Annotated in this window: 20 protein-coding genes and 1 tRNA gene; 19 read left to right on the top strand and 2 right to left on the bottom strand. The window is 41.5% G+C overall.

Annotation, left to right across the window (positions count from 1 at the left end):
• Window positions 1-101 precede the first annotated feature (101 nt).
• The 3 genes from WJP93_RS13775 to WJP93_RS13765 all read left to right on the top strand — a co-directional run bounded on the left by WJP93_RS13775 (window position 102) and on the right by WJP93_RS13765 (window position 2,755).
• Window positions 102-174 (top strand) — tRNA-Thr (locus WJP93_RS13775).
• A gap of 133 nt (window positions 175-307) precedes the next feature.
• Window positions 308-2,008 carry a glutamine--tRNA ligase/YqeY domain fusion protein gene (locus WJP93_RS13770; RefSeq protein ID WP_066562356.1) on the top strand — a complete coding sequence of 567 codons (1,701 nt, stop codon included), beginning with the start codon at window positions 308-310 and terminating at the stop codon, window positions 2,006-2,008.
• Between the two features lie 12 nt (window positions 2,009-2,020).
• Complete coding sequence (locus WJP93_RS13765) at window positions 2,021-2,755, top strand: DUF6062 family protein (RefSeq protein WP_066562354.1); 735 nt, start codon at window positions 2,021-2,023, stop codon at window positions 2,753-2,755.
• A gap of 37 nt (window positions 2,756-2,792) precedes the next feature.
• Here the strand turns inward: WJP93_RS13765 and WJP93_RS13760 are convergent, their stop codons facing one another.
• A complete protein-coding gene (locus WJP93_RS13760; protein ID WP_337548784.1) occupies window positions 2,793-3,494 on the bottom strand; it encodes a hypothetical protein in 702 nt (233 codons plus the stop codon).
• A 367-nt stretch (window positions 3,495-3,861) separates the two neighbouring features.
• On the opposite strand from WJP93_RS13760, the gene WJP93_RS13755 reads away from it, so the two are divergent.
• The 7 genes from WJP93_RS13755 (at window position 3,862) to WJP93_RS13725 (ending at window position 11,211) form a co-directional block, all read left to right on the top strand.
• Window positions 3,862-4,146 (top strand): co-chaperone GroES, encoded by a 285-nt coding sequence (locus WJP93_RS13755; protein WP_118612100.1) that lies wholly within the window; start codon window positions 3,862-3,864, stop codon window positions 4,144-4,146.
• Between the two features lie 119 nt (window positions 4,147-4,265).
• Entirely contained in the window at window positions 4,266-5,888 is a 1,623-nt protein-coding gene (gene groL / locus WJP93_RS13750) for a chaperonin GroEL (protein ID WP_337548783.1), read from the top strand.
• Window positions 5,889-6,456: 568 nt separating this feature from the next.
• Window positions 6,457-6,981 carry a DUF6106 family protein gene (locus WJP93_RS13745; RefSeq protein WP_337548782.1) on the top strand — a complete coding sequence of 175 codons (525 nt, stop codon included), beginning with the start codon at window positions 6,457-6,459 and terminating at the stop codon, window positions 6,979-6,981.
• A 44-nt stretch (window positions 6,982-7,025) separates the two neighbouring features.
• Window positions 7,026-8,483 (top strand): IMP dehydrogenase, encoded by a 1,458-nt coding sequence (guaB, locus tag WJP93_RS13740; RefSeq protein ID WP_227099978.1) that lies wholly within the window; start codon window positions 7,026-7,028, stop codon window positions 8,481-8,483.
• Window positions 8,484-8,652: 169 nt separating this feature from the next.
• The gene (locus WJP93_RS13735; RefSeq protein ID WP_337548781.1) at window positions 8,653-9,678 is read left to right on the top strand and encodes a metal ABC transporter substrate-binding protein; all 1,026 of its coding nucleotides are present in this window, start codon (window positions 8,653-8,655) and stop codon (window positions 9,676-9,678) included.
• A 1-nt stretch (window position 9,679) separates the two neighbouring features.
• Window positions 9,680-10,399: an ABC transporter ATP-binding protein gene (locus tag WJP93_RS13730; RefSeq protein WP_262537411.1), complete on the top strand. Its 720-nt coding sequence runs from the start codon at window positions 9,680-9,682 to the stop codon at window positions 10,397-10,399.
• Entirely contained in the window at window positions 10,396-11,211 is an 816-nt protein-coding gene (locus WJP93_RS13725; protein ID WP_118612107.1) for a metal ABC transporter permease, read from the top strand. Before WJP93_RS13730 ends, WJP93_RS13725 begins: the two co-directional genes overlap by 4 nt.
• A 39-nt stretch (window positions 11,212-11,250) precedes the next feature.
• Here WJP93_RS13725 and WJP93_RS13720 read toward each other — a convergent pair whose 3' ends face one another.
• Window positions 11,251-11,571 (bottom strand): DUF1540 domain-containing protein, encoded by a 321-nt coding sequence (locus WJP93_RS13720; protein WP_262537416.1) that lies wholly within the window; start codon window positions 11,569-11,571, stop codon window positions 11,251-11,253.
• Window positions 11,572-11,824: 253 nt separating this feature from the next.
• Between WJP93_RS13720 and rplS the strand changes: the two genes are divergently transcribed.
• From rplS to WJP93_RS13675, 9 genes are all read left to right on the top strand, one after another.
• Entirely contained in the window at window positions 11,825-12,172 is a 348-nt protein-coding gene (rplS, locus tag WJP93_RS13715; protein WP_066562328.1) for a 50S ribosomal protein L19, read from the top strand.
• A 112-nt stretch (window positions 12,173-12,284) separates the two neighbouring features.
• A complete protein-coding gene (lepB, locus tag WJP93_RS13710; protein ID WP_227099975.1) occupies window positions 12,285-12,842 on the top strand; it encodes a signal peptidase I in 558 nt (185 codons plus the stop codon).
• Window positions 12,843-12,927: 85 nt separating this feature from the next.
• Complete coding sequence (ylqF, locus tag WJP93_RS13705; RefSeq protein WP_337548780.1) at window positions 12,928-13,794, top strand: ribosome biogenesis GTPase YlqF; 867 nt, start codon at window positions 12,928-12,930, stop codon at window positions 13,792-13,794.
• A 56-nt stretch (window positions 13,795-13,850) separates the two neighbouring features.
• Complete coding sequence (locus tag WJP93_RS13700) at window positions 13,851-14,633, top strand: ribonuclease HII (protein ID WP_118612111.1); 783 nt, start codon at window positions 13,851-13,853, stop codon at window positions 14,631-14,633.
• Window positions 14,630-14,977, top strand: a complete 348-nt coding sequence (locus WJP93_RS13695; protein ID WP_118612112.1) for a YraN family protein — start codon at window positions 14,630-14,632, stop codon at window positions 14,975-14,977. Before WJP93_RS13700 ends, WJP93_RS13695 begins: the two co-directional genes overlap by 4 nt.
• A gap of 35 nt (window positions 14,978-15,012) precedes the next feature.
• A complete protein-coding gene (pgeF, locus tag WJP93_RS13690) occupies window positions 15,013-15,858 on the top strand; it encodes a peptidoglycan editing factor PgeF (RefSeq protein WP_337548785.1) in 846 nt (281 codons plus the stop codon).
• A gap of 49 nt (window positions 15,859-15,907) precedes the next feature.
• Entirely contained in the window at window positions 15,908-17,668 is a 1,761-nt protein-coding gene (locus WJP93_RS13685) for a DUF885 family protein (protein WP_337548779.1), read from the top strand.
• A 124-nt stretch (window positions 17,669-17,792) separates the two neighbouring features.
• Window positions 17,793-18,059 carry a helix-turn-helix transcriptional regulator gene (locus tag WJP93_RS13680; protein ID WP_066562318.1) on the top strand — a complete coding sequence of 89 codons (267 nt, stop codon included), beginning with the start codon at window positions 17,793-17,795 and terminating at the stop codon, window positions 18,057-18,059.
• A gap of 142 nt (window positions 18,060-18,201) precedes the next feature.
• Window positions 18,202-19,353 carry a hypothetical protein gene (locus tag WJP93_RS13675; RefSeq protein ID WP_337548778.1) on the top strand — a complete coding sequence of 384 codons (1,152 nt, stop codon included), beginning with the start codon at window positions 18,202-18,204 and terminating at the stop codon, window positions 19,351-19,353.
• Window positions 19,354-19,472: the final 119 nt, after the last annotated feature.

The following is a 19,472-nucleotide window of genomic DNA, read 5'->3' as shown; positions in this document are numbered from 1 at the left end:
AGCGCACCTCATTGGTAATGAGGAGGTCACGGGTCCGAGTCCCGTCATCAGCTTTCGATAAGTTTTTGAGAGATCAAAGATTTGTTGACAAAAGAATATAAGCTGATGTGGCACAGGTGGTAGCGCACCTCATTGGTAATGAGGAGGTCACGGGTCCGAGTCCCGTCATCAGCTTTTTGACAAGGCTTTCTGAGAGATCAGGAGGCCTTTTTGATACATTGAAATCAAAAAGAAAAGGTTGACATTTAAAGACCTTTGACATATCCTAGTAGATAAGGGCATTGCGCTTAATTAAAGGAGGAAGACTATGGAGAATAAAGACATCGTCCTGGAAGAAAACAAAGAAGAAAAGACGACAGTCTCAAAAAATTTTATAGAGATGATCATCGATAAGGATTTAGCGGAGGGAACTTATGACCACGTTCAGACAAGATTTCCACCGGAGCCAAATGGCTATCTGCACATTGGACATGCAAAGTCTATTTTATTGAACAGTGGACTGGCAAAGGAATATAATGGCAAGTTCAACCTGCGTTTTGATGATACAAATCCAACAAAGGAAAAGACTGAGTTTGTTAAGTCTATCACCGAGGATGTAAAGTGGCTTGGTGCTGATTTTGAGGACAGACTGTTTTTTGCATCAGATTATTTTGATCAGATGTATGAGTATGCCGTATTCCTGATTAAGAAGGGAAAGGCATTTGTTTGTGATCTGACAGCAGAGCAGATTCGCGAGTACAGAGGAACCTTGACTGAACCAGGTAAGGAGAGCCCATACCGCAACAGAAGCGTAGAGGAAAATCTGCAGCTGTTTGAGGAGATGAAAAACGGCAAGTATGCAGACGGAGAGAAGGTACTTCGTGCAAAGATTGACATGGCTTCCCCGAACATGAATATGAGAGATCCTGTTATCTATCGTGTGGCTCATCTGACTCATCATAATACTGGAGATAAGTGGTGCATCTACCCGATGTACGATTTTGCTCACCCAATCGAGGATGCAATTGAGCACATTACTCATTCCATCTGTACTTTGGAGTTTGAGGATCATCGTCCGCTGTATGACTGGGTTGTAAAAGAGTGTGAGTTTGTTATGCCGCCAAAGCAGATAGAGTTTGCAAAGCTGTATCTGACTAATGTTGTTACTGGAAAGCGCTATATTAAAAAGCTCGTAGAAGACGGCGTAGTAGATGGATGGGATGATCCGCGTCTTGTTACAATCAGTGCACTCAGAAGACGTGGATTTACACCAGAGTCTATCCGCATGTTTGTTGATCTTTGTGGTGTGGCAAAGGCAAATTCTTCTGTTGATTATGCAATGCTTGAATATTGTATCCGTGAGGACTTAAAGCTTAAGCGCTCAAGAGTTATGGCAGTACTGAATCCAATTAAGTTAATCATTGATAACTACCCAGAGGATCAGATGGAAGAACTTGATGTTGTCAATAACCTTGAAAACCCAGAGCTTGGAAGCAGAACAATTCCGTTTGGCAGAGAGCTTTACATTGAGGCAGATGATTTCATGGAGGAGCCGCCAAAGAAGTATTTCCGTATGTTCCCTGGCAATGAGGTTCGTCTGATGAATGCTTATTTTGTAAAGTGTACAGGCTGTGTTAAGGACGAAAATGGCAATATAGTTGAGGTTCATGGAACTTACGATCCGGCATCAAAGGGCGGAAACAGCCCGGATGGCAGAAAGGTAAAGGGAACTATTCATTGGGTAGCAGCGAAGACTGCATTCCACACTGAGGTTCGTCTGTATGAGAACTTAGTAGACGAGGAAAAAGGTAAGCTCAATGAAGATGGCACATTAAACTTTAATCCGAACTCTTTAACCGTATTAAAGGATTGTGTGCTGGAGCCATCTTTAAAGGATGCAAAGGCTTACGACAGCTTCCAGTTTGTGCGCAATGGCTTTTTCTGCGTAGACTGCAAGGATTCCGAGGAAGGAAAGCCGGTATTTAACCGCATTGTTTCATTAAAGTCAAGCTTTAAGCTGCCAAAATAAGGAGCAGACGGCATGAAAGAAAAACTGTATACGATTCCGATTAACGATGCATTTGCAATGGACAGTGAGTGTCCTATCTGCGCTATGAAGACAATTCTTGAAAATAATGCAGTCGAATTTACCATGGGTCCAAGCTACATGGAGGATGATATTCGCATGGAGACAGATCGAATGGGATTTTGTAAGGCACACATGAAGATGGTATTTGATCAGAATAATAAGCTTGGTCTTGCATTAGTCTTAAAGACACATATCGACCGTACAAACAAAGAAATTGAAAAGCGCATGAAGATGCCGCCAAAAAAGGCATCCTTCTTTAAGAAGGAGACAAGCAATCCGTTAACAGATTATATTGATGAGTTAAATAAGTCATGTTTTATTTGTGATCGTATAAATAACACCTTCGAGCGTTATCTGCATACTGTAGTAGCAACTTGGAAGAGTGACGCTGCATTTAGAGAGCTGTACGCAAAGGGAAAGGGCTTTTGTACTGAGCATTATGGTGATCTGTTAAAGGAAGGTGCGAAATGCCTTAATCAGAAGGAGCTTGACGAGTTTACAGAAATTACAGGAAAGCTGTATCTGGACAATATGAAGCGTCTTGCAGAAGAACTTGACTGGTTTGCAGATAAGTTTGATTATCGATTTAAAGATGCACCTTGGAAAAACTCCAAGGATTCAATTCCGAGAGCAATGATTAAAACAAACGGCATCATGGAGATGGATGACAAAAAGAAAAAAGACTGACAAAAAAACGACCGGGAAACCGGCCGTTTTTTGATTTTTAAAGATGGATAGAAGAATTAACAGAATCTTCTTCTTTTGCTTTTTCTGGATTAACATCATCCTCGTGAAGTGGTTTAGTATCGACAGCAGTATCTTCCTCAGAAACACCGTCCATTGCATACAGATCAGAAACACCCTCACTAAGATCTTCGTCAATATCGACACTAAGATCTTCAATGTCAAGATCTGCGATATCACTGTCAGCATTCATGTGTTTAAAATGGAAATTAGAATCATCGTCCTTTGCTTGTTCTTCTTTAGTTTCTTCACATTTGTTTTCATCAGCCTTCTTGTCACTGTGAGAACCTGGACGCAGATTTTTTGTAAGGTGAGCTGCATCAGCAACAAGCTTTGCTGCGTCGTCTAAAAGCTGTCCCTTATCAATATTGATGTCTACATCGCTGTTTTTTCCAGTTACATGAATATTGATATATCGACGGCTAGAGGAATCAGTTGCCTCATCGGAAGAAATTGCATCAGACTCTTCTTCAGATGCTGTGTTTGCAGCCTCATCCACGTTTTTCGTGGTGTCATCCTCGTTTCTGTCTTCATCAAAATCATCTTCGCTAGGTCCGCATTCGCTGCAATTTGACTGGATCTTCACGTACTTATGCAGCAGAGCGGCACTTGCTGCAACTCCTGCACATACAGCAGCGCTCTTGAGTGCCAGCTTGGTCACTTTCTTCATAAAATCAGCCATAGCAAACTCCTTTCTTTCACAAAATTTTTGCCAATGATACTAAGGATTCACAACTTTATTGTCTGGTATCATCGGGATGTCATGACTAGTATACTCTATTTTGAACAAAATGGAAAGACAAAATGTAATTTTTGTATAAGAAAAGAAAATAATAGAAAAACGATAGAAAAACAAAGAAAACAAGAGAAAAATAGAGATAAATACTAATATACAGCCATATACAAGGTTGCAATATTTTGCCAAAATCATTATTATAAACAATGTCATAATTAGCACTCAGATGAAATGAGTGCTAGCAATAAGACATAAGATAAGAAAATAAAAACTATAATAAAGTATAGTGTTAATTATTAAGGAGGTTTCCATTATGAAGTTAGTACCTTTAGGTGACAGAGTTGTATTAAAGCAGGTCGCAGCAGAAACCACTACAAAGTCTGGTATTGTTATTCCAGGTTCTGAGAAAGAGAAGCCACAGCAGGCACAGATCATCGCAGTTGGTCCAGGCGGAGTTGTTGATGGCAAGGAAGTAACCATGCAGGTAAAGGTTGGTCAGACTGTTATCTACTCCAAGTATGCCGGAACAGAGGTAAAGCTTGAGGATGAGACCTACATTATTGTAAAGCAGAGTGATATTCTTGCAATTGTTGAGTAATTATCTGTGGCAGATCCTAAATAAAATAATTTGGTCAAAGATGATTGATTTAATGCGAGTTGAAAACTTGTATTGTGTGGATTGAAAAGAATTGAAATAGTATCAGGAGGAACAAAATCATGGCTAAGGAAATTAAATATGGCGCAGAAGCAAGAGCAGCCTTAGAGGCTGGTGTAAATAAACTGGCAGATACCGTTAGAGTAACCCTCGGACCGAAAGGAAGAAATGTTGTTCTGGATAAGTCCTACGGTACTCCGTTAATCACAAACGATGGTGTTACTATCGCAAAGGAGATTGAGCTTGAGGACGCATTCGAGAACATGGGTGCACAGCTTGTTAAGGAAGTTGCAACAAAGACAAATGATGTTGCTGGTGATGGTACCACAACAGCTACCGTACTTGCTCAGGCAATGATCAATGAAGGTATGAAGAATCTGGCAGCAGGTGCAAACCCGATCGTTTTAAGAAAAGGTATGAAGAAGGCATCTGACGTAGCAGTAGAAGAGATCGCAAGAATGAGCCAGCCGATTTCAGGAAAAGCACAGATGGCAAAGGTAGCAGCAATTTCCGCAGCAGATGAGTCTGTAGGTGAGATGGTTGCAGATGCAATGGAGAAGGTTTCTAAGGATGGTGTTATCACTATCGAGGAGTCCAAGACCATGAAGACAGAGCTGGATCTTGTAGAAGGTATGCAGTTTGACAGAGGATATGTATCTGCATACATGGCAACTGATATGGAGAAGATGGAAGCAGTTTTAGATAATCCATATATCCTGATTACCGATAAGAAGATTTCCAACATTCAGGAGATCCTTCCATTACTGGAGCAGATCGTTCAGGCAGGAGCAAAGCTGTTAATCATCGCTGAGGATATCGAGGGTGAGGCATTGACCACACTTATTGTAAACAAGTTAAGAGGAACCTTCCAGGTAGTAGGTGTAAAGGCTCCGGGTTATGGTGATCGCAGAAAGGAAATGCTGCAGGATATCGCAATTCTGACTGGCGGCACTGTAATTTCTTCTGATCTTGGCTACGAGTTAAAGGATACCACTATTGATATGCTTGGACGTGCAAAGTCTGTAAAGGTTCAGAAAGAGAACACAGTTATCGTAGATGGCTGCGGACAGAAGGCAGATATCGAGGCAAGAATTGGTCAGATTAAGGGTCAGCTCGCTGAGACTACATCAGAGTTTGACAAGGAAAAGCTGCAGGAGCGTCTTGCAAAGTTAGCAGGCGGAGTAGCAGTAATCCGTGTAGGTGCAGCAACTGAGACAGAAATGAAGGAATGCAAGCTGCGTATGGAAGATGCATTGAATGCAACAAGAGCAGCTGTAGAAGAGGGTATCGTTGCAGGTGGCGGTACTGCATATATTGAGGCATCCAAGAAGGTTGCCGAGTTGGTTGATTCCCTTGAGGGAGATGAGAAGACAGGTGCAAAGATCATCATGAAGGCACTTGAGGCTCCACTGTTCCATATCGCAAGCAACGCAGGTCTTGAGGGCGCTGTTATCATCAACAATGTCCGTGAGGCAAAAGATGGCGTAGGTTATGATGCTTATAATGAGACTTATGTAGATATGATCGAGGCAGGTATCCTTGATCCGGCAAAGGTAACAAGAAGCGCACTGCAGAATGCAACAAGCGTAGCTTCTACCTTACTGACAACAGAGTCTGTAGTAGCAAACATTAAAGAAGAAACCCCGGCAGCACCAGCAGGCGCAGGCATGGGCGGAATGATGTGATAAAACAGCTCATTCTAGCACGCGTTCAGAATAAAACATGCTTGCATGTTTTTTCTGAAGGTTGTGCTAGAAAGGAGCGCCGCCTCATAAGCAAAATAGCTGCGAAGCAGCGAGTAAGCCCGATAGGGCGATTTTGCGCATGAGACAGCGCGGGAGAGCTGGATACCAGGTTACAAAAAGACAGGGAGTACCCGTGCTTGCACGGGGGACTCCCTGTCTTTTTAGGAACCGCCCAAGCATGAGGATGAAGCGGTTTCGCGAAGCGAAGCTGTGGAATCCGAATGCTTGTAGGATTGCGAGAGCGAAGCGGAGCAATCCGTAGGTATTATCACAAAGTAGAGAGAAGTGGGAACCGCCAAATCCTAAGGAAAACAATCCGCCCAATAGTTTTCGAAAACAGCGCTTTGCTCTGCAAATCGACAGATTCCGCCCATTCCTTCGGTATCTTTCTACAAAAATTCCTTAAAAAAACAAAAAGTTGAAAAAAGGTCTTTTAAAATCCATCAAAGTAATATATAATAATTTAAATATCTCCCATGCCACAAGGCGGGATGAAAGGAGAGAAGGTATGAATAATGATATTTATGCCGAGTGGCTCGTAAAACGCAAGAAGTCTCCGCTTACGGTTCCATTTTATATTGGTATCGTTTTGCTGTTTCTGATTGGGTTTTATGTTAGTGTGATTAGTCCGTTTGGATTTGTCGCTCTGTTAGCCGCTGCCGCAGCAGCTTACTTTGGAAGTGCGCGTCTGCATGTTGAGTATGAATATGTATTTGTCACAAATGAGCTGGCAATTGACCGTATTCTTTCACAGCGCACACGCAAGCGTATGAAGAAGCTGGACATCCAGAAAATCGAAAAAATGGCTTCCATGAAGTCACATGAATTCGATTACATCAAAGGTAACAATCAGGTGAAGGTAGTAGACTTTTCATCAGGAAAGGCTGATGCCAACACCTACGGAATTGCTTATTCTGACGAGAATGGCAAGTTCGTATATGTTATCGAGCCAAATGATAATCTTCTCAAATGCATGAAGAGTGCCGCGCCGAGAAAGGTGATGATTGAGCAGAATATCACGGCAAAGAACTAATAACTTAAATACATTTTAAAGACAAAGAGAGAGGTATAGTAGACATGAGTCAGATTATTGGTGATGGCATCACGTTTGATGATGTCCTGTTGGTTCCTCAGTATTCTGAGGTAACTCCTAACATGATTGATTTAACAACGCATTTAACAAAAAAGATTCAGTTAAATATCCCGATGATGAGTGCTGGTATGGACACTGTTACAGAGCATCGTATGGCAATTGCCATTGCGCGTCAGGGTGGTATCGGTATTATCCACAAGAACATGTCTATTGAAGCACAGGCTGAGGAAGTTGATAAGGTAAAGCGTTCTGAGTATGGCGTTATTACAGATCCGTTCTACCTTTCCCCGGAGCATACTCTCGAGGATGCCAATGCACTGATGGCAAAGTTCCGCATCTCAGGTGTGCCGATCACTGAGGGCAGAAAGCTTGTCGGCATTATCACAAACCGTGATTTAAAGTTCGAAGAGGATTTCTCCCGTAAAATTCGTGAAGTCATGACAAGCAAGAATCTTGTAACTGCAAAAGAGGGTGTTACCCTTGCAGAAGCAAAGAAGATTCTGGCTAAGGCAAGAGTAGAGAAGCTTCCAATCGTTGATGATGATTTCAACTTAAAGGGTCTAATCACCATTAAGGATATTGAGAAGCAGATCAAGTATCCGCTGTCTGCAAAGGACGAGCAGGGACGTCTTCTGTGTGGTGCAGCTGTCGGTATCACAAAGAATGTTATGGATCGTGTAACAGCTCTCGTAAATGCAAAGGTAGATTGTATCGTAATCGATTCTGCACATGGTCATTCTAAGAACATCATCACTACCTTAAAGGAGATCAAGGCAGCTTATCCTGATCTGCAGGTTATCGTTGGTAACGTAGCAACAGGAGAGGCAACAAAGGCACTGATCGAGGCAGGAGCAGATGCTGTTAAGATTGGTATTGGACCAGGTTCTATTTGTACCACACGTGTGGTTGCTGGTATTGGTGTTCCGCAGGTTTCTGCTGTTATGGACTGCTATGAGGCTGCAAAGCCATATGGTGTGCCGATCATCGCAGATGGCGGTATCAAGTATTCTGGTGATATGACAAAGGCTTTAGCTGCAGGTGCAAGTGTCTGCATGATGGGAAGTATGTTTGCAGGCTGTGACGAGGCACCGGGTGAGTTTGAGCTGTATCAGGGAAGAAAGTATAAGGTTTACCGTGGAATGGGTTCCATTGCTGCTATGGAGAATGGTTCTAAGGATCGTTACTTCCAGACAGAGGCAAAGAAGCTTGTTCCGGAAGGTGTAGAAGGACGTGTTGCATACAAGGGAACAGTAGAAGATACCATCTTCCAGTTAGTTGGTGGTATTCGTTCCGGTATGGGCTACTGTGGTGCAAAGAATATCAAGACACTGCAGGAGACTGGCAAGTTCGTTAAGATCAGTGCCGCTTCTTTAAAGGAAAGTCATCCGCATGATATTCAGATCACCAAAGAGGCACCAAACTACAGCAGCGTAAGCTTATAATCTATCGGAATTAGTATTTATAATACAGAAAGTGTACAAAAGAAGAAAACATACACAAGGCTGCCGTGAAAACGGCGGCCTTGCTGCGTGTTTGGGGAATTAAATAATTATTTAATCATCGAATTATACTGATGATAAGTATATTAAGTATATATGGAAGGAAAACAAAATGCGAAAATTAACAGGTAAATGCAAATGGATATTGGCTGTTTTGCTTGTGACAGTATCTATGGCTGCTGGTTGTAATAAAGTAAAAGATATAAATGCAGATGTGTCTGATCCATCAGAAGCATCACACAAAATTTCAGTTGTCGCAACGGTATTTCCCTATTATGATTTTGCCAGAGCAATTGGAGGAGAATATTTGGATGTGACACTGCTACTGCCGCCTGGACGCGACAGCCACAGTTTTGAACCTACAGCACAGGATCTTCTTGCGCTTCAGTCGGCTGATATTTTTCTTTACAATGGCGGTGAGATGGAAACGTGGGTAGAAGAGGTGTTAGAAGCAGTTCCGCGCAGTCATGGAATCACCTTTCAGGGAATAGAGACAGTAGATCTGCTCGAAGAGGCGCATACAAAAAGTATGAAAACAACAGGTCATTCACATGACCACGATGAAGAAGAGGAGCATGATCATGATGAAGAAGATGAACATCATCATGATGAATATGATGAGCATATATGGACTTCACTTGAAAATGCGCAGCTTCTTGTATCAGCTATTGAGGAGATTTTTTGTGAGGCAGATCCTGAGCACGAGAAACAGTTTCGCGATAATGCAGCGGCTTATCGCGAACAGATTGCAGATGTGCAGTCTGAAATAGAGGAAATTGTAGACAATGCACGTGTGAAGAAAATTCTATTTGCTGATCGATTCCCATTTTTATATTTTACACAGGAATTTGGTTTGGATTATGATGCTGCATTTGCTGGTTGCGCCGGAGATACGGAGCCGTCAGCTAGAGTCATAGCATCTTTAATAGAAGAGATACAATCTGAAAATATAAAAGCAATTTATCATGTTGAGATGGGAAATACAAAGACAGCTCAGATGATACAGGAAGCAACAGGCGTTGAGATATTAGAACTTCATTCATGCCATACTGTGACTTCAAAGCAGCTGCAGGAAGGTGTGACTTATGTGGAGTTGATGAGACAAAATGCAGAAAATTTAAAGAAAGGATTACAGTAAAATGCTGTTTGAATGTAAAAAAGTATCATTTGGATACGAAAACCAGCAGGTCATTAAAGATCTGTCATTTCAGGTTCAGGAAGGTGAGTATGTTTGTGTGGTAGGAGAAAATGGCTCTGGAAAATCCACATTGATAAAAGGTTTACTAGGTCTGATTCCGGCAGGAAGCGGTCAGGTAAATTATGGAAAGGAAATTTCAAACCATGTAATTGGATATCTGCCGCAGCAGACAAGCTCACAAAAAGATTTCCCGGCAACTGTCTGGGAGGTGATTTTATCAGGCTGTCTAAGTACAAGAAAAGGCCGCTTTTTCTATTCAAAAGAAGATAAGGAAAAGGCAAGAAGACAGATGCGTCATCTTGAACTTGAAAATTTGGCATCAAGATCATTTGGTGAATTATCAGGAGGTCAGCAGCAGCGCGTGCTGATTGCAAGAGCGCTTTGTGCAACGGAAAGTCTTTTGATTTTAGATGAGCCAGTCACAGGACTTGATCCAACAGTTACGCGTGAACTGTATGAGATTTTGGAAAAGCTTAACAAAAAAGAGCATACGGCTATTGTTATGGTAACACATGATATTGCAGGAGCACTTCCATATGCAGATAAAGTTCTTCATATTGGTCCGCAAGGCTACTTTTTTGGAACGCGCAGAGAGTACTGTGCAAGTGAAGAGGGAAAGCGTATGCTTGGAACGGCTTTCAGAGAGGAAGAAGAAAAATGAATCTGATTATTACGATGTTTCAATATCCATTTATTCAAAGAGCACTGATAGTAGGTGTGCTTGTGTCGCTTTGTGCGGCGCTTCTTGGTGTATGCCTTGTGCTTAAACATTATTCTATGATTGGAGATGGTCTGTCCCATGTGTCATTTGGGGCTTTATCAGTTGCAGTTGCATTAGGTGTATCTCCGCTTTGGATTTCTATTCCGATTGTTATTATTGCCTCCTTTTGTCTGCTTAGGATTCGTGAGAACGCGCATATGAAAAATGATGCGGCCATTGCCGTAGTATCTTCATCAGCACTTGCAATAGGCATCACAGTCACAGCTTTGACAACTGGTATCAACACAGATGTTTCAAGCTACATGTTTGGAAGTATTCTCGTTATGAATGAGCAGGATGTCATGATAAGTATAGTTTTATGTGTTATTGTTTTGGCACTGTTTATTTTATTTTACAGCCGTATTTTTTCTATTACATTTGATGAGAATTTTTCAAAGGCATCTGGCATTCCTGTTGGCCGTTTTAATGCACTTTTGTCTGTTCTTACAGCAGTGACGATCACCCTTGGCATGCGAATGATGGGAGCAATGCTGATTTCAAGCCTTATTATTTTTCCGGCACTTATAGCAATGCGTCTTCAAAGAAGCTTTAGCGGTGTTATTATTGCAGCAGCAATCACAGCAGTAATAGACTTCTTACTTGGCCTAGTGATTTCATTTTTACTTTCCACACCGACTGGTGCAAGCATTGTGCTTGTAAATCTTTGTGTACTATTGATTGTGACTGCAATCCAGAAAATTCGTGGAAAATAATAAAAGGCGCCGAGGCGCCTTTTTCATGTGCTTTTATAATTATCTGGCCTGAAACGTTGCACATTCTGTATGATTGCCTGATTGTGTATTCATTCCATTGATTGCCACTGATTCTGCCTGACATAAATGGTTTTCATTGTGGATACACTGAACAGCATTGCAGCCAATTTTTAAAGCAGGATTTGGTGTCTGTGTGCTGTTTTTAAAAGAATCGGAAGTTTTTTGGTCAAAGCTTGCACAGCATGTGCAGCCGCATGAGCAGTCATTCTTTGAGTCTGTATTAACAAGAATTTCTGATTTGCAGCAGCAGTGATCGTCGTTATGCTTACATTCTGTAACGGTACAGGTACAATTTGTCATAATAGAAATCTCCTTATAAATTTGTGTGAGACTTTCATCTGGATACTGATTACCGAAAAAATGGCATTTCAATTCATTCCAAATAAAAGCTTATGGACAGTATCTGCAAAAAAAGAAAAAACATGCGAAAAAAAGAAAAAACAGCTTGCTTTTTTGTGAGCAATATGATAAAGTATTTCTGTTGTGATTTTAGAGATGGTCCGCTGTTACTGCGTGTATTATGAACATCCGTATTAGTATAAGGAGGCACACTATGAGTGGCATTATTGAAAGCATTGAGAAGGCTCAGTTAAAGGAGCATGTTGATCAGTTTAACGTAGGCGATACCGTAAGAGTATACGCTAAGATCCGCGAGGGTGAGAAGGAAAGAATCCAGATGTTCGAGGGTACTGTTTTAAAGAGACAGAACGGCGGAATCCGTGAGACCTTCACTGTAAGAAAGTCATCCAACGGTGTTGGTGTAGAGAAGACCTGGCCGGTACACTCTCCAGCAGTAGAGAGAATCGAAGTTGTACGCAAGGGTAAGGTACGCAGAGCAAAGCTGAACTACTTAAGACAGAGAGTAGGAAAGAGCGCTAAGGTTAAGGAAATCGTAAAGTAATAACGAACCTATACAAAGGAGGGGCCTATACAATATGTATGACCTCTCCTTTTTGACTTTAAGAGAGACGGTCAGTTAGATTTTGTTTGGGATTAAATAGAGGTACAGATAGATGAAAGCAGTATCGTTGGGAAAACAAAAGAAAAAGAGCCTGCCGTGGCGTATTGTGAGCGGATTGGCAAATACAGCGCTTCTAATTATACTGGCGCTGTTTGTTTATCTGTTTTTGGCATTTCCAATGCAGATGAAGGGTCATTCTATGGAACCGGCAGTCGCAGAAAAAAGTCTGCTGTTACTAAATAAAATACAGTATCGTTTTGTTTCACCGAAGCAGTTTGATGTAATTGCATTTCAGATCAAAGACAGCGATGAGCTTCAAATCAAGCGTATCATTGCATGTCCGGGTGATCGCATAAGCATTAAAGAAGGAATGATTTATATAAATGGAACTTTGTGTGAGCAGGCGAATGAATATAGTAAGGATCTGATCTATGCAGGAACAGCTTCAGATGAACTGACAGTTGGAGAAAACGAATATTTTGTTTTGGGAGATAATGCAGTTTATAGTGAAGACAGCAGATCAGAAGATATTGGTATGGTATCAAAGGATCAGATTGTGGGAAAGGTTTGGTTTGTGGGAGAGTCATTTCTTTCATTCCATCTTTTATAGAGAATTGGATTGACCGCAAACAGCAAAATGAGTTATACTGAAAACAGCGAAGCTGTTCAGAAAGAAAAGAAAGGTTTGATAAACTATGCAGATACAGTGGTATCCGGGACATATGACAAAGGCACGCCGTGCTATGCAGGAGGATCTGAAATTAGTTGATCTTGTTATGGAACTAACAGATGCGAGAGCACCTTTGGCAGGACGAAATCCCGATATTGATAAACTTGCAGCTGGAAAAGCAAGAATGATTTTTTTGAACAAGGCAGATTTGGCAGATGATCAGGCGACACTTGCCTGGATGGATTATTTTAGAAAGAAGGGCATCACACCAATTCGTCTTGATGCAAGAAAAACAAATTTCAAAAAAGCTGTCGTTGATGGTGTGAAAATTGCATGTCAGGAAAAGATTGAGCGTGATCGCCGCAAGGGAATTTTAAATCGTCCGATCCGCGCCATGGTTGTAGGTATTCCTAATGTAGGAAAATCTACATTTATTAATTCACTTGCAGGAAAGACAGCTGCAAAGACAGGAAATAAGCCAGGTGTTACGCGTGGAAACCAGTGGATCAAGATCGGCAAACAGCTTGAGCTTCTTGATACGCCAGGTATTTTGTGGCCTAAGTTTGATTATGAGGCAATCGGAATGAAGCTTGCCTGTGTGGGTTCAATCAGCGATGAAGTACTTAATATGCAGGAAATTGCCTACCATTTGCTTTCATATGGAAAGGCGAATTACAATCAGCTGTTTGAAGCACGCTACGGGGCAGTGCCGCAGCCAGATGATGAGCGCGACAATGAAATAGTACTCTGGATGGAAAATATTGCCAGACAGAGAGGGTGTTTAAAGAGGGGTGCAGAGACTGATTTTGATAAGGTATCTGCGCAGATTACTGATGATTTTAGAAGCGGCCGCATTGGAAAGGTTTCGCTTGAGGTGCCTAAGAAGGCATAAGCAGTCAGAACAATGTTTTGCTGCAAAAAAACGAAGGATAAGACAGGATAAAGAACATGGATGGGAAACAAAAGTCAGTTGCTGCGATTACGCAGGAACTTCAAAATTGCAGCGAAGAGGCACTGATTGCACTTTGCAGCAATCTGCGTACAGACCCAAGAAAAAGTGTGCAGCTTCTTGCAGAAAAGGCTATGAAGCGCTTGGAAAAGGAAAAAAAGGAGCTTGAGCGTGTTCAGGGGATGATCGACTTTGAACGTGAGATTGCAGGCAGCACAATATACTGCGGAATTGACGAGGCCGGACGAGGACCGCTTGCGGGACCAGTTGTGGCGGCAGCTGTCATTATGCCGCGTGATGGAAAAATTCCGTATGTCAACGACTCAAAGCAGGTCTCAGAAAAGAAAAGAGAACAGCTTTACGAGCAGATTTTAAAGGAAGCAGTATCCTATGGAGTAGGAATTGTCGATGCAAAAAGAATTGATGAAATCAATATTTTGCAGGCAACATATGAAGCGATGCGCGAGGCGGTCAGCCAACTTACGCTGCCGCTTGGTCATGTGCTTGCAGATGCAGTGCGTATTCCTAAGCTTACCGTGGCACAGACACCGATTATAAAGGGAGATGCAAAATGTTATTCAATTGCAGCTGCCAGTATTATCGCAAAGGTAACGAGAGACCGTATCATGCGTGAGTATGATCGAATTTATCCGGGATATGGCTTTTCAGACAATAAGGGATATGGAAGTGCAGCTCATATTGAAACGTTAAAGAAAAAAGGACCTGTGCCGATCCACAGAAGAACCTTTATCAGTGCCTTTTGGCAGGGAGAACAGGATTGAATAAACGCCAGATCGGAAGCGTGTATGAATTAAAAGCTTCAGATTATCTGACAAAGAAAGGGTATCAGATAATAGAACGCAATTATCGGTGCAGAATCGGAGAGATTGACATAATTGCAATAGAGCGAGATTGCCTGTGCTTTATTGAGGTGAAATACCGTAAAAATGAAAAGACAGGCGATCCGTTAGAGGCAGTCGATAAACGAAAACAGCAAAAAATTATTCGGACAGCGCAGTATTATTTGCTTACACATTCAAAATATCAAAGTGTTAAATGCCGCTTTGATGCAGTGGGAATACTGGGAGAAGAAATTCGGCTTGTCAGGGATGCATTTCTTTGCTGATAGATCAGTACGTGTAAAAAGGAGATCAAAATATGATGCTCATTCGAAAAGGTACGGGAGAAGACCCGCGGTTAATTGAAAAAGATAAAGTTCCTTATTTGGAATTTGAAGCATTGAAAAAGCAGTCCTGGCTGACACATGCCTTCTCTACAAGACTTGGCGGTGTGAGCAGTGGCTGCTTTGCGTCTATGAACCTGGGTTTTGGACGCGGAGAAGAAGATAAAATTGTTGCAGAGAATTATAAAAGGCTTGGAGACGCAGTGGGTTTTGACTGGAAAAAAGTGGTCTTGTCCCATCAGACTCACACTACAAATGTACGCCTTGTGACAGAAAAAGATGCCGGAAAGGGAACGGTAAGAGAACGCGATTACACAGATGTGGATGGATTAATTACAAATGAGCCTGGGCTGCCGCTTGTAACATTTTATGCTGATTGTGTGCCGCTTTATTTTGCAGATTCTAAAAATAAGGCAATTGGATTATCACATTCCGGATGGCGCGGCACCGTGGGACGCATGGGTGAAAAAACACTAAAAGCGATGAATAAAGCGTTTGGCACACAGCCACAGAATGTGATAGCAGCCATCGGACCGAGTATATGCGGTGATTGCTTTGAGGTAGGACCAGAGGTAGTAGAGGAATTTGCAAAAACATTTTCAAAAAAACAGATGGAAGCAATATGTCATGCAGGACGAAATGACAGAAGCTATCTTGATCTGTGGCGGGCAAACCGCATAATTTTAGAGGAGGCTGGCGTGCAGCCGCAAAATATCAGTGTAACAAATATTTGTACCAGATGTAACCCAGATCTTTTGTACTCTCATAGAATTATGGGGGCGCAAAGAGGTAATTTGGCAGCAATTTTAATGATAAGGGAATAAAAAGCAAAAAGTACAGCTGATTTCTCATGACAAAAAGAAAGGGGCAGCTATGAAAAGACAAATGAAATGGGCGGCAGCATCATTGATATGCAGTCTTATTATACAGTGTATGCCGGCAGCGGCAGATCAAAAGACACAGGAAGCATTTGATGCTTATTTAGACAGAATTTATGCACAATGGATCAGTGAAAATCCATTTCAAATTCACTTTTATCTTGAGCATCCAGAAAATTATGGCATTGAACTAAGTTCATATACATTGATGGATTACAGTGAGTATGATGAGGAAGCAATTGAAGCATATGAAAAGCAGCAGGAGGAAGACCTTAAGGAATTGAGGTCATTTGATAAGACACAACTGACAAGACAACAGCAGATCTTGTATGATAAGCTTATGGTACAGATTGACCTGAATGAGAAGTATACGGATATGTTTGACTTTTCTTCACTTATTGGCGGGTCAAATGGAATTGTTAATTCTCTTGCTAATGATTTTCAAAATTATTTGTTTATTGAAAAGAAGGATGTAGAAGAATATTTAAAATTTTTGCAGGATATTCCGAATTATATTGATTATGCAATTGATTATACAAATGAGTATGCAGAATATGATCTAGTCCCGTCAAAGTATATGCTGCAGGTTAATAGTGAGGCAATTGATGAGCTTGTCGGCAAAAACACAAATGTTTTTATTGAGGGTTTCGAAAAAAAGCTTGACGAGGCTGCATTTCTTTCTGATGAAGAACGTGCGAATTTTAAGGCAAAAAACAAAGAACTGGTAGAGCAGATTGTAAATCCGGCATTTGCAAAGCTTAAACAGCAGCTTTCACAGTGGCAGGAAACATTTGACGAGTGGGAAGGCTTTGCTGAATATGCTGAGGGCGAGGATTATTATAATTATCTAATTGAAACATATGCAGGTGTTTCTATGGATGCCGAGGAATTGTTTGATTATATGTATGACAAGCTTGATGATTGTGAGGAACGATTCTCAGAGCTGTTAGAGGATGATGAAATATATGAAGGCTATATGAATTCAGAGTATGGCTTTGAAAAAAGAACACCATCTGAGATTTTAGATGCGCTTCGTGTTTATACAAAGGAAAATTTTGCACCGATTGCAGATCCTGGTTATCAGGTAGAGGAGCTTCCAACTGCTCTTCGAAGCGATGGCGTACTGGCATATTATCTGACATCTCAGGAGGATCATGACGATGTTAATCAGATTTGCTTAAATCCAGATGCGCTTGGCACGGATCTTGGAGTTTTGTATGAAACGCTGGCGCATGAAGGTTATCCTGGTCATCTGTACTTTTTTAATTATGTAAAACAGCAGGGTTGGCATCCGATCAATTTCTTTGTGTCAAATATTGGCTTTGAGGAGGGATGGGCAGAATATGCAGCGCGCCTTTCACTAGATAGCTGGGGACTTGATCCAGATATGATGGAAGTTATTTTTCTGGATCAAGAGTTTAGTTATCTGTTAATGGGTTTGTCTGATATTGGAATCAATTATGGCGGATGGACAGTTGATGATGTATATGACCTGTGGGAAACTTACTTCTATCTTGACAGCGCAGAAGATGTGCGTGATGTATATGATGCGTGTATGGCAGAGCCAGGTACAATTCTTAGCTATTCAATCGGCTATTATCAGATATGCGATCTGGAAGAAGAGGTAAAGGAGATGCTTGGTGAATCATTTGATCATAATGAATTTGTGACAGAACTTTTGTCAGTTGGCGGTGCATCATTTGATATTACAAGGTCATATATCATGGAGTGGGCTAACGAAAAGTTACACGGATAATCCAATATCTATAGCCAAGCCACCTTCGGGACTTGCCGCAAAAAAGCCTTGACAAACAGAAACGTAAGTGTTACACTTGCAATATACGAAAGCAAAAATAACAATGAAAAGAGGAATACAAAAAATGGAAGAAAAAGAGACTCGCTTTGACCGTTCAACAGAGCGCAGTGAATGTTTGATTGCCGAGTATAAGAAACTTCGTAAGGATGAGGCAAAGATGAGCCAGAAATCACTTGAGGATATCACAGGTGTTCCGCGTCAGATGATTATCCGTTACGAAAAAGGAAAAATTATGCCGACCGTTCGTGCTATGAATCGTCTTCTTGAGCCGCTTGGCTATCAGCTTGGAATTGTTCCACTGAAAAAAGAAGACAGCGAGGACACACAGTAATTACAGGCATAGGAAATTTATATACATAAGATAAAAAGCATCTAGCAAAACTAACTGATCCGTATAAAAACGGTGGTTGTCTGCAGATGCTTTTTTGGTACATACAAAGGAGGAGAAAAAAGAAAAAGAAAAGGAGAATTTTATGGTACTAAAACAAAGAAAAACAGTATTGATTGTATCGGCACTGTTGACAGCACAAATGGTCATGCAGGAAGCAGTACAGGCATTTGAAGAAGTCTCGCAGCCTGAAGTGCAAATTACAGAAACAGCACAGGAAGGTGAACTTGTCAGTCAGTCAGATGGGGATGATATCTGGACGGAAACTTATACATATGTGTCTGATACAAACACGCCTCATGCTTTTGCCGAAACAGTTGAAAAGCAAGGCGATTGGTATGCGATGAAGGATGTAGAGTATCAGGTGACAGAGCTGACGACACAGCTGATACAAAAAAGCGAAGCAATGTGGGCATATGCATCGTATGAGCCGGAGCAGGAAATAGAAGAAGCAGGAATCCACTATACGTTGACATCACTTTCCAAAGATGAATGGATGCAGACAGATCGTCTGAAAAATGTGACGAAATACTTAAGCTGTCAGGAAGGGCAGGAAGTTTCGGAAACGCTTGATGTAGAGACAGCAGATGAAGTGACAGGAGAAGCTCTTTATGGAACAATTGGAAGAATTGAGTTAAAAGAGGATGGCGCAGATTGGAAGGAAGGTGCTCTTGAGGAGTGGGATATTTACAGCTGGAATGGAGAGTCTTGGGTTTATCAAAGAAACGATGAATGTTTTTACGCGACAGAAGAAAGTCCATGGTTTGAAGGCTATGAGGCGGTATTTATGCAGGAGCATCATTTAGATGGTGCATTTAATCAGATCACGTCAATAGAATGGTATGGAGATGGCTGGCAGGACGAGGAAGGAAACTGGAAGAGAAGTGTCAGGATAACAGGAAACAAAATGGTACCGCGATATCAGGCAATTTATTCAGGAGACGTGGCGCAGCCTGATCTGCCAATGGTGTGTTATAAAGCGCAGTATACGTCTGATCCGCAGGGCTATCTTATAACAGCAGATGTAACGTATGAAAAAATGCAAGAAGAAGCAGTGCAGGAAGAAGAAAATGCAGATGAGTCAATATTAAAGTCAATATCAGAAGAACTTATAAAAACATTGCAGCAGAATAAAACAAATGAAAAATTCTGGTATTTACTTTTAGCGGCACTTATGGCTGTCAGTGTAGGCTTGCAGACAGCAGTGATTTTTGTGCTGGCATTTCGTGAGCGGTAACATAAAAATTAAAAAAAATAAAAAAGTGGTTGACAACAGCCTTGCAGTGTGATATTATAATCAGCGTTGCAAGGCTTGTTGGTCAAGGGGTTAAGACGTCGCCCTCTCACGGCGAAAAC

This window comes from Anthropogastromicrobium sp. (assembly GCF_037349415.1).
Taxonomy (GTDB): Bacteria; Bacillota; Clostridia; order Lachnospirales; family Lachnospiraceae; genus Anthropogastromicrobium; species Anthropogastromicrobium aceti.
The sequence above is the reverse complement of the archived record's forward strand: the minus strand, read 5'-3'. Positions and strand labels throughout refer to the sequence as shown.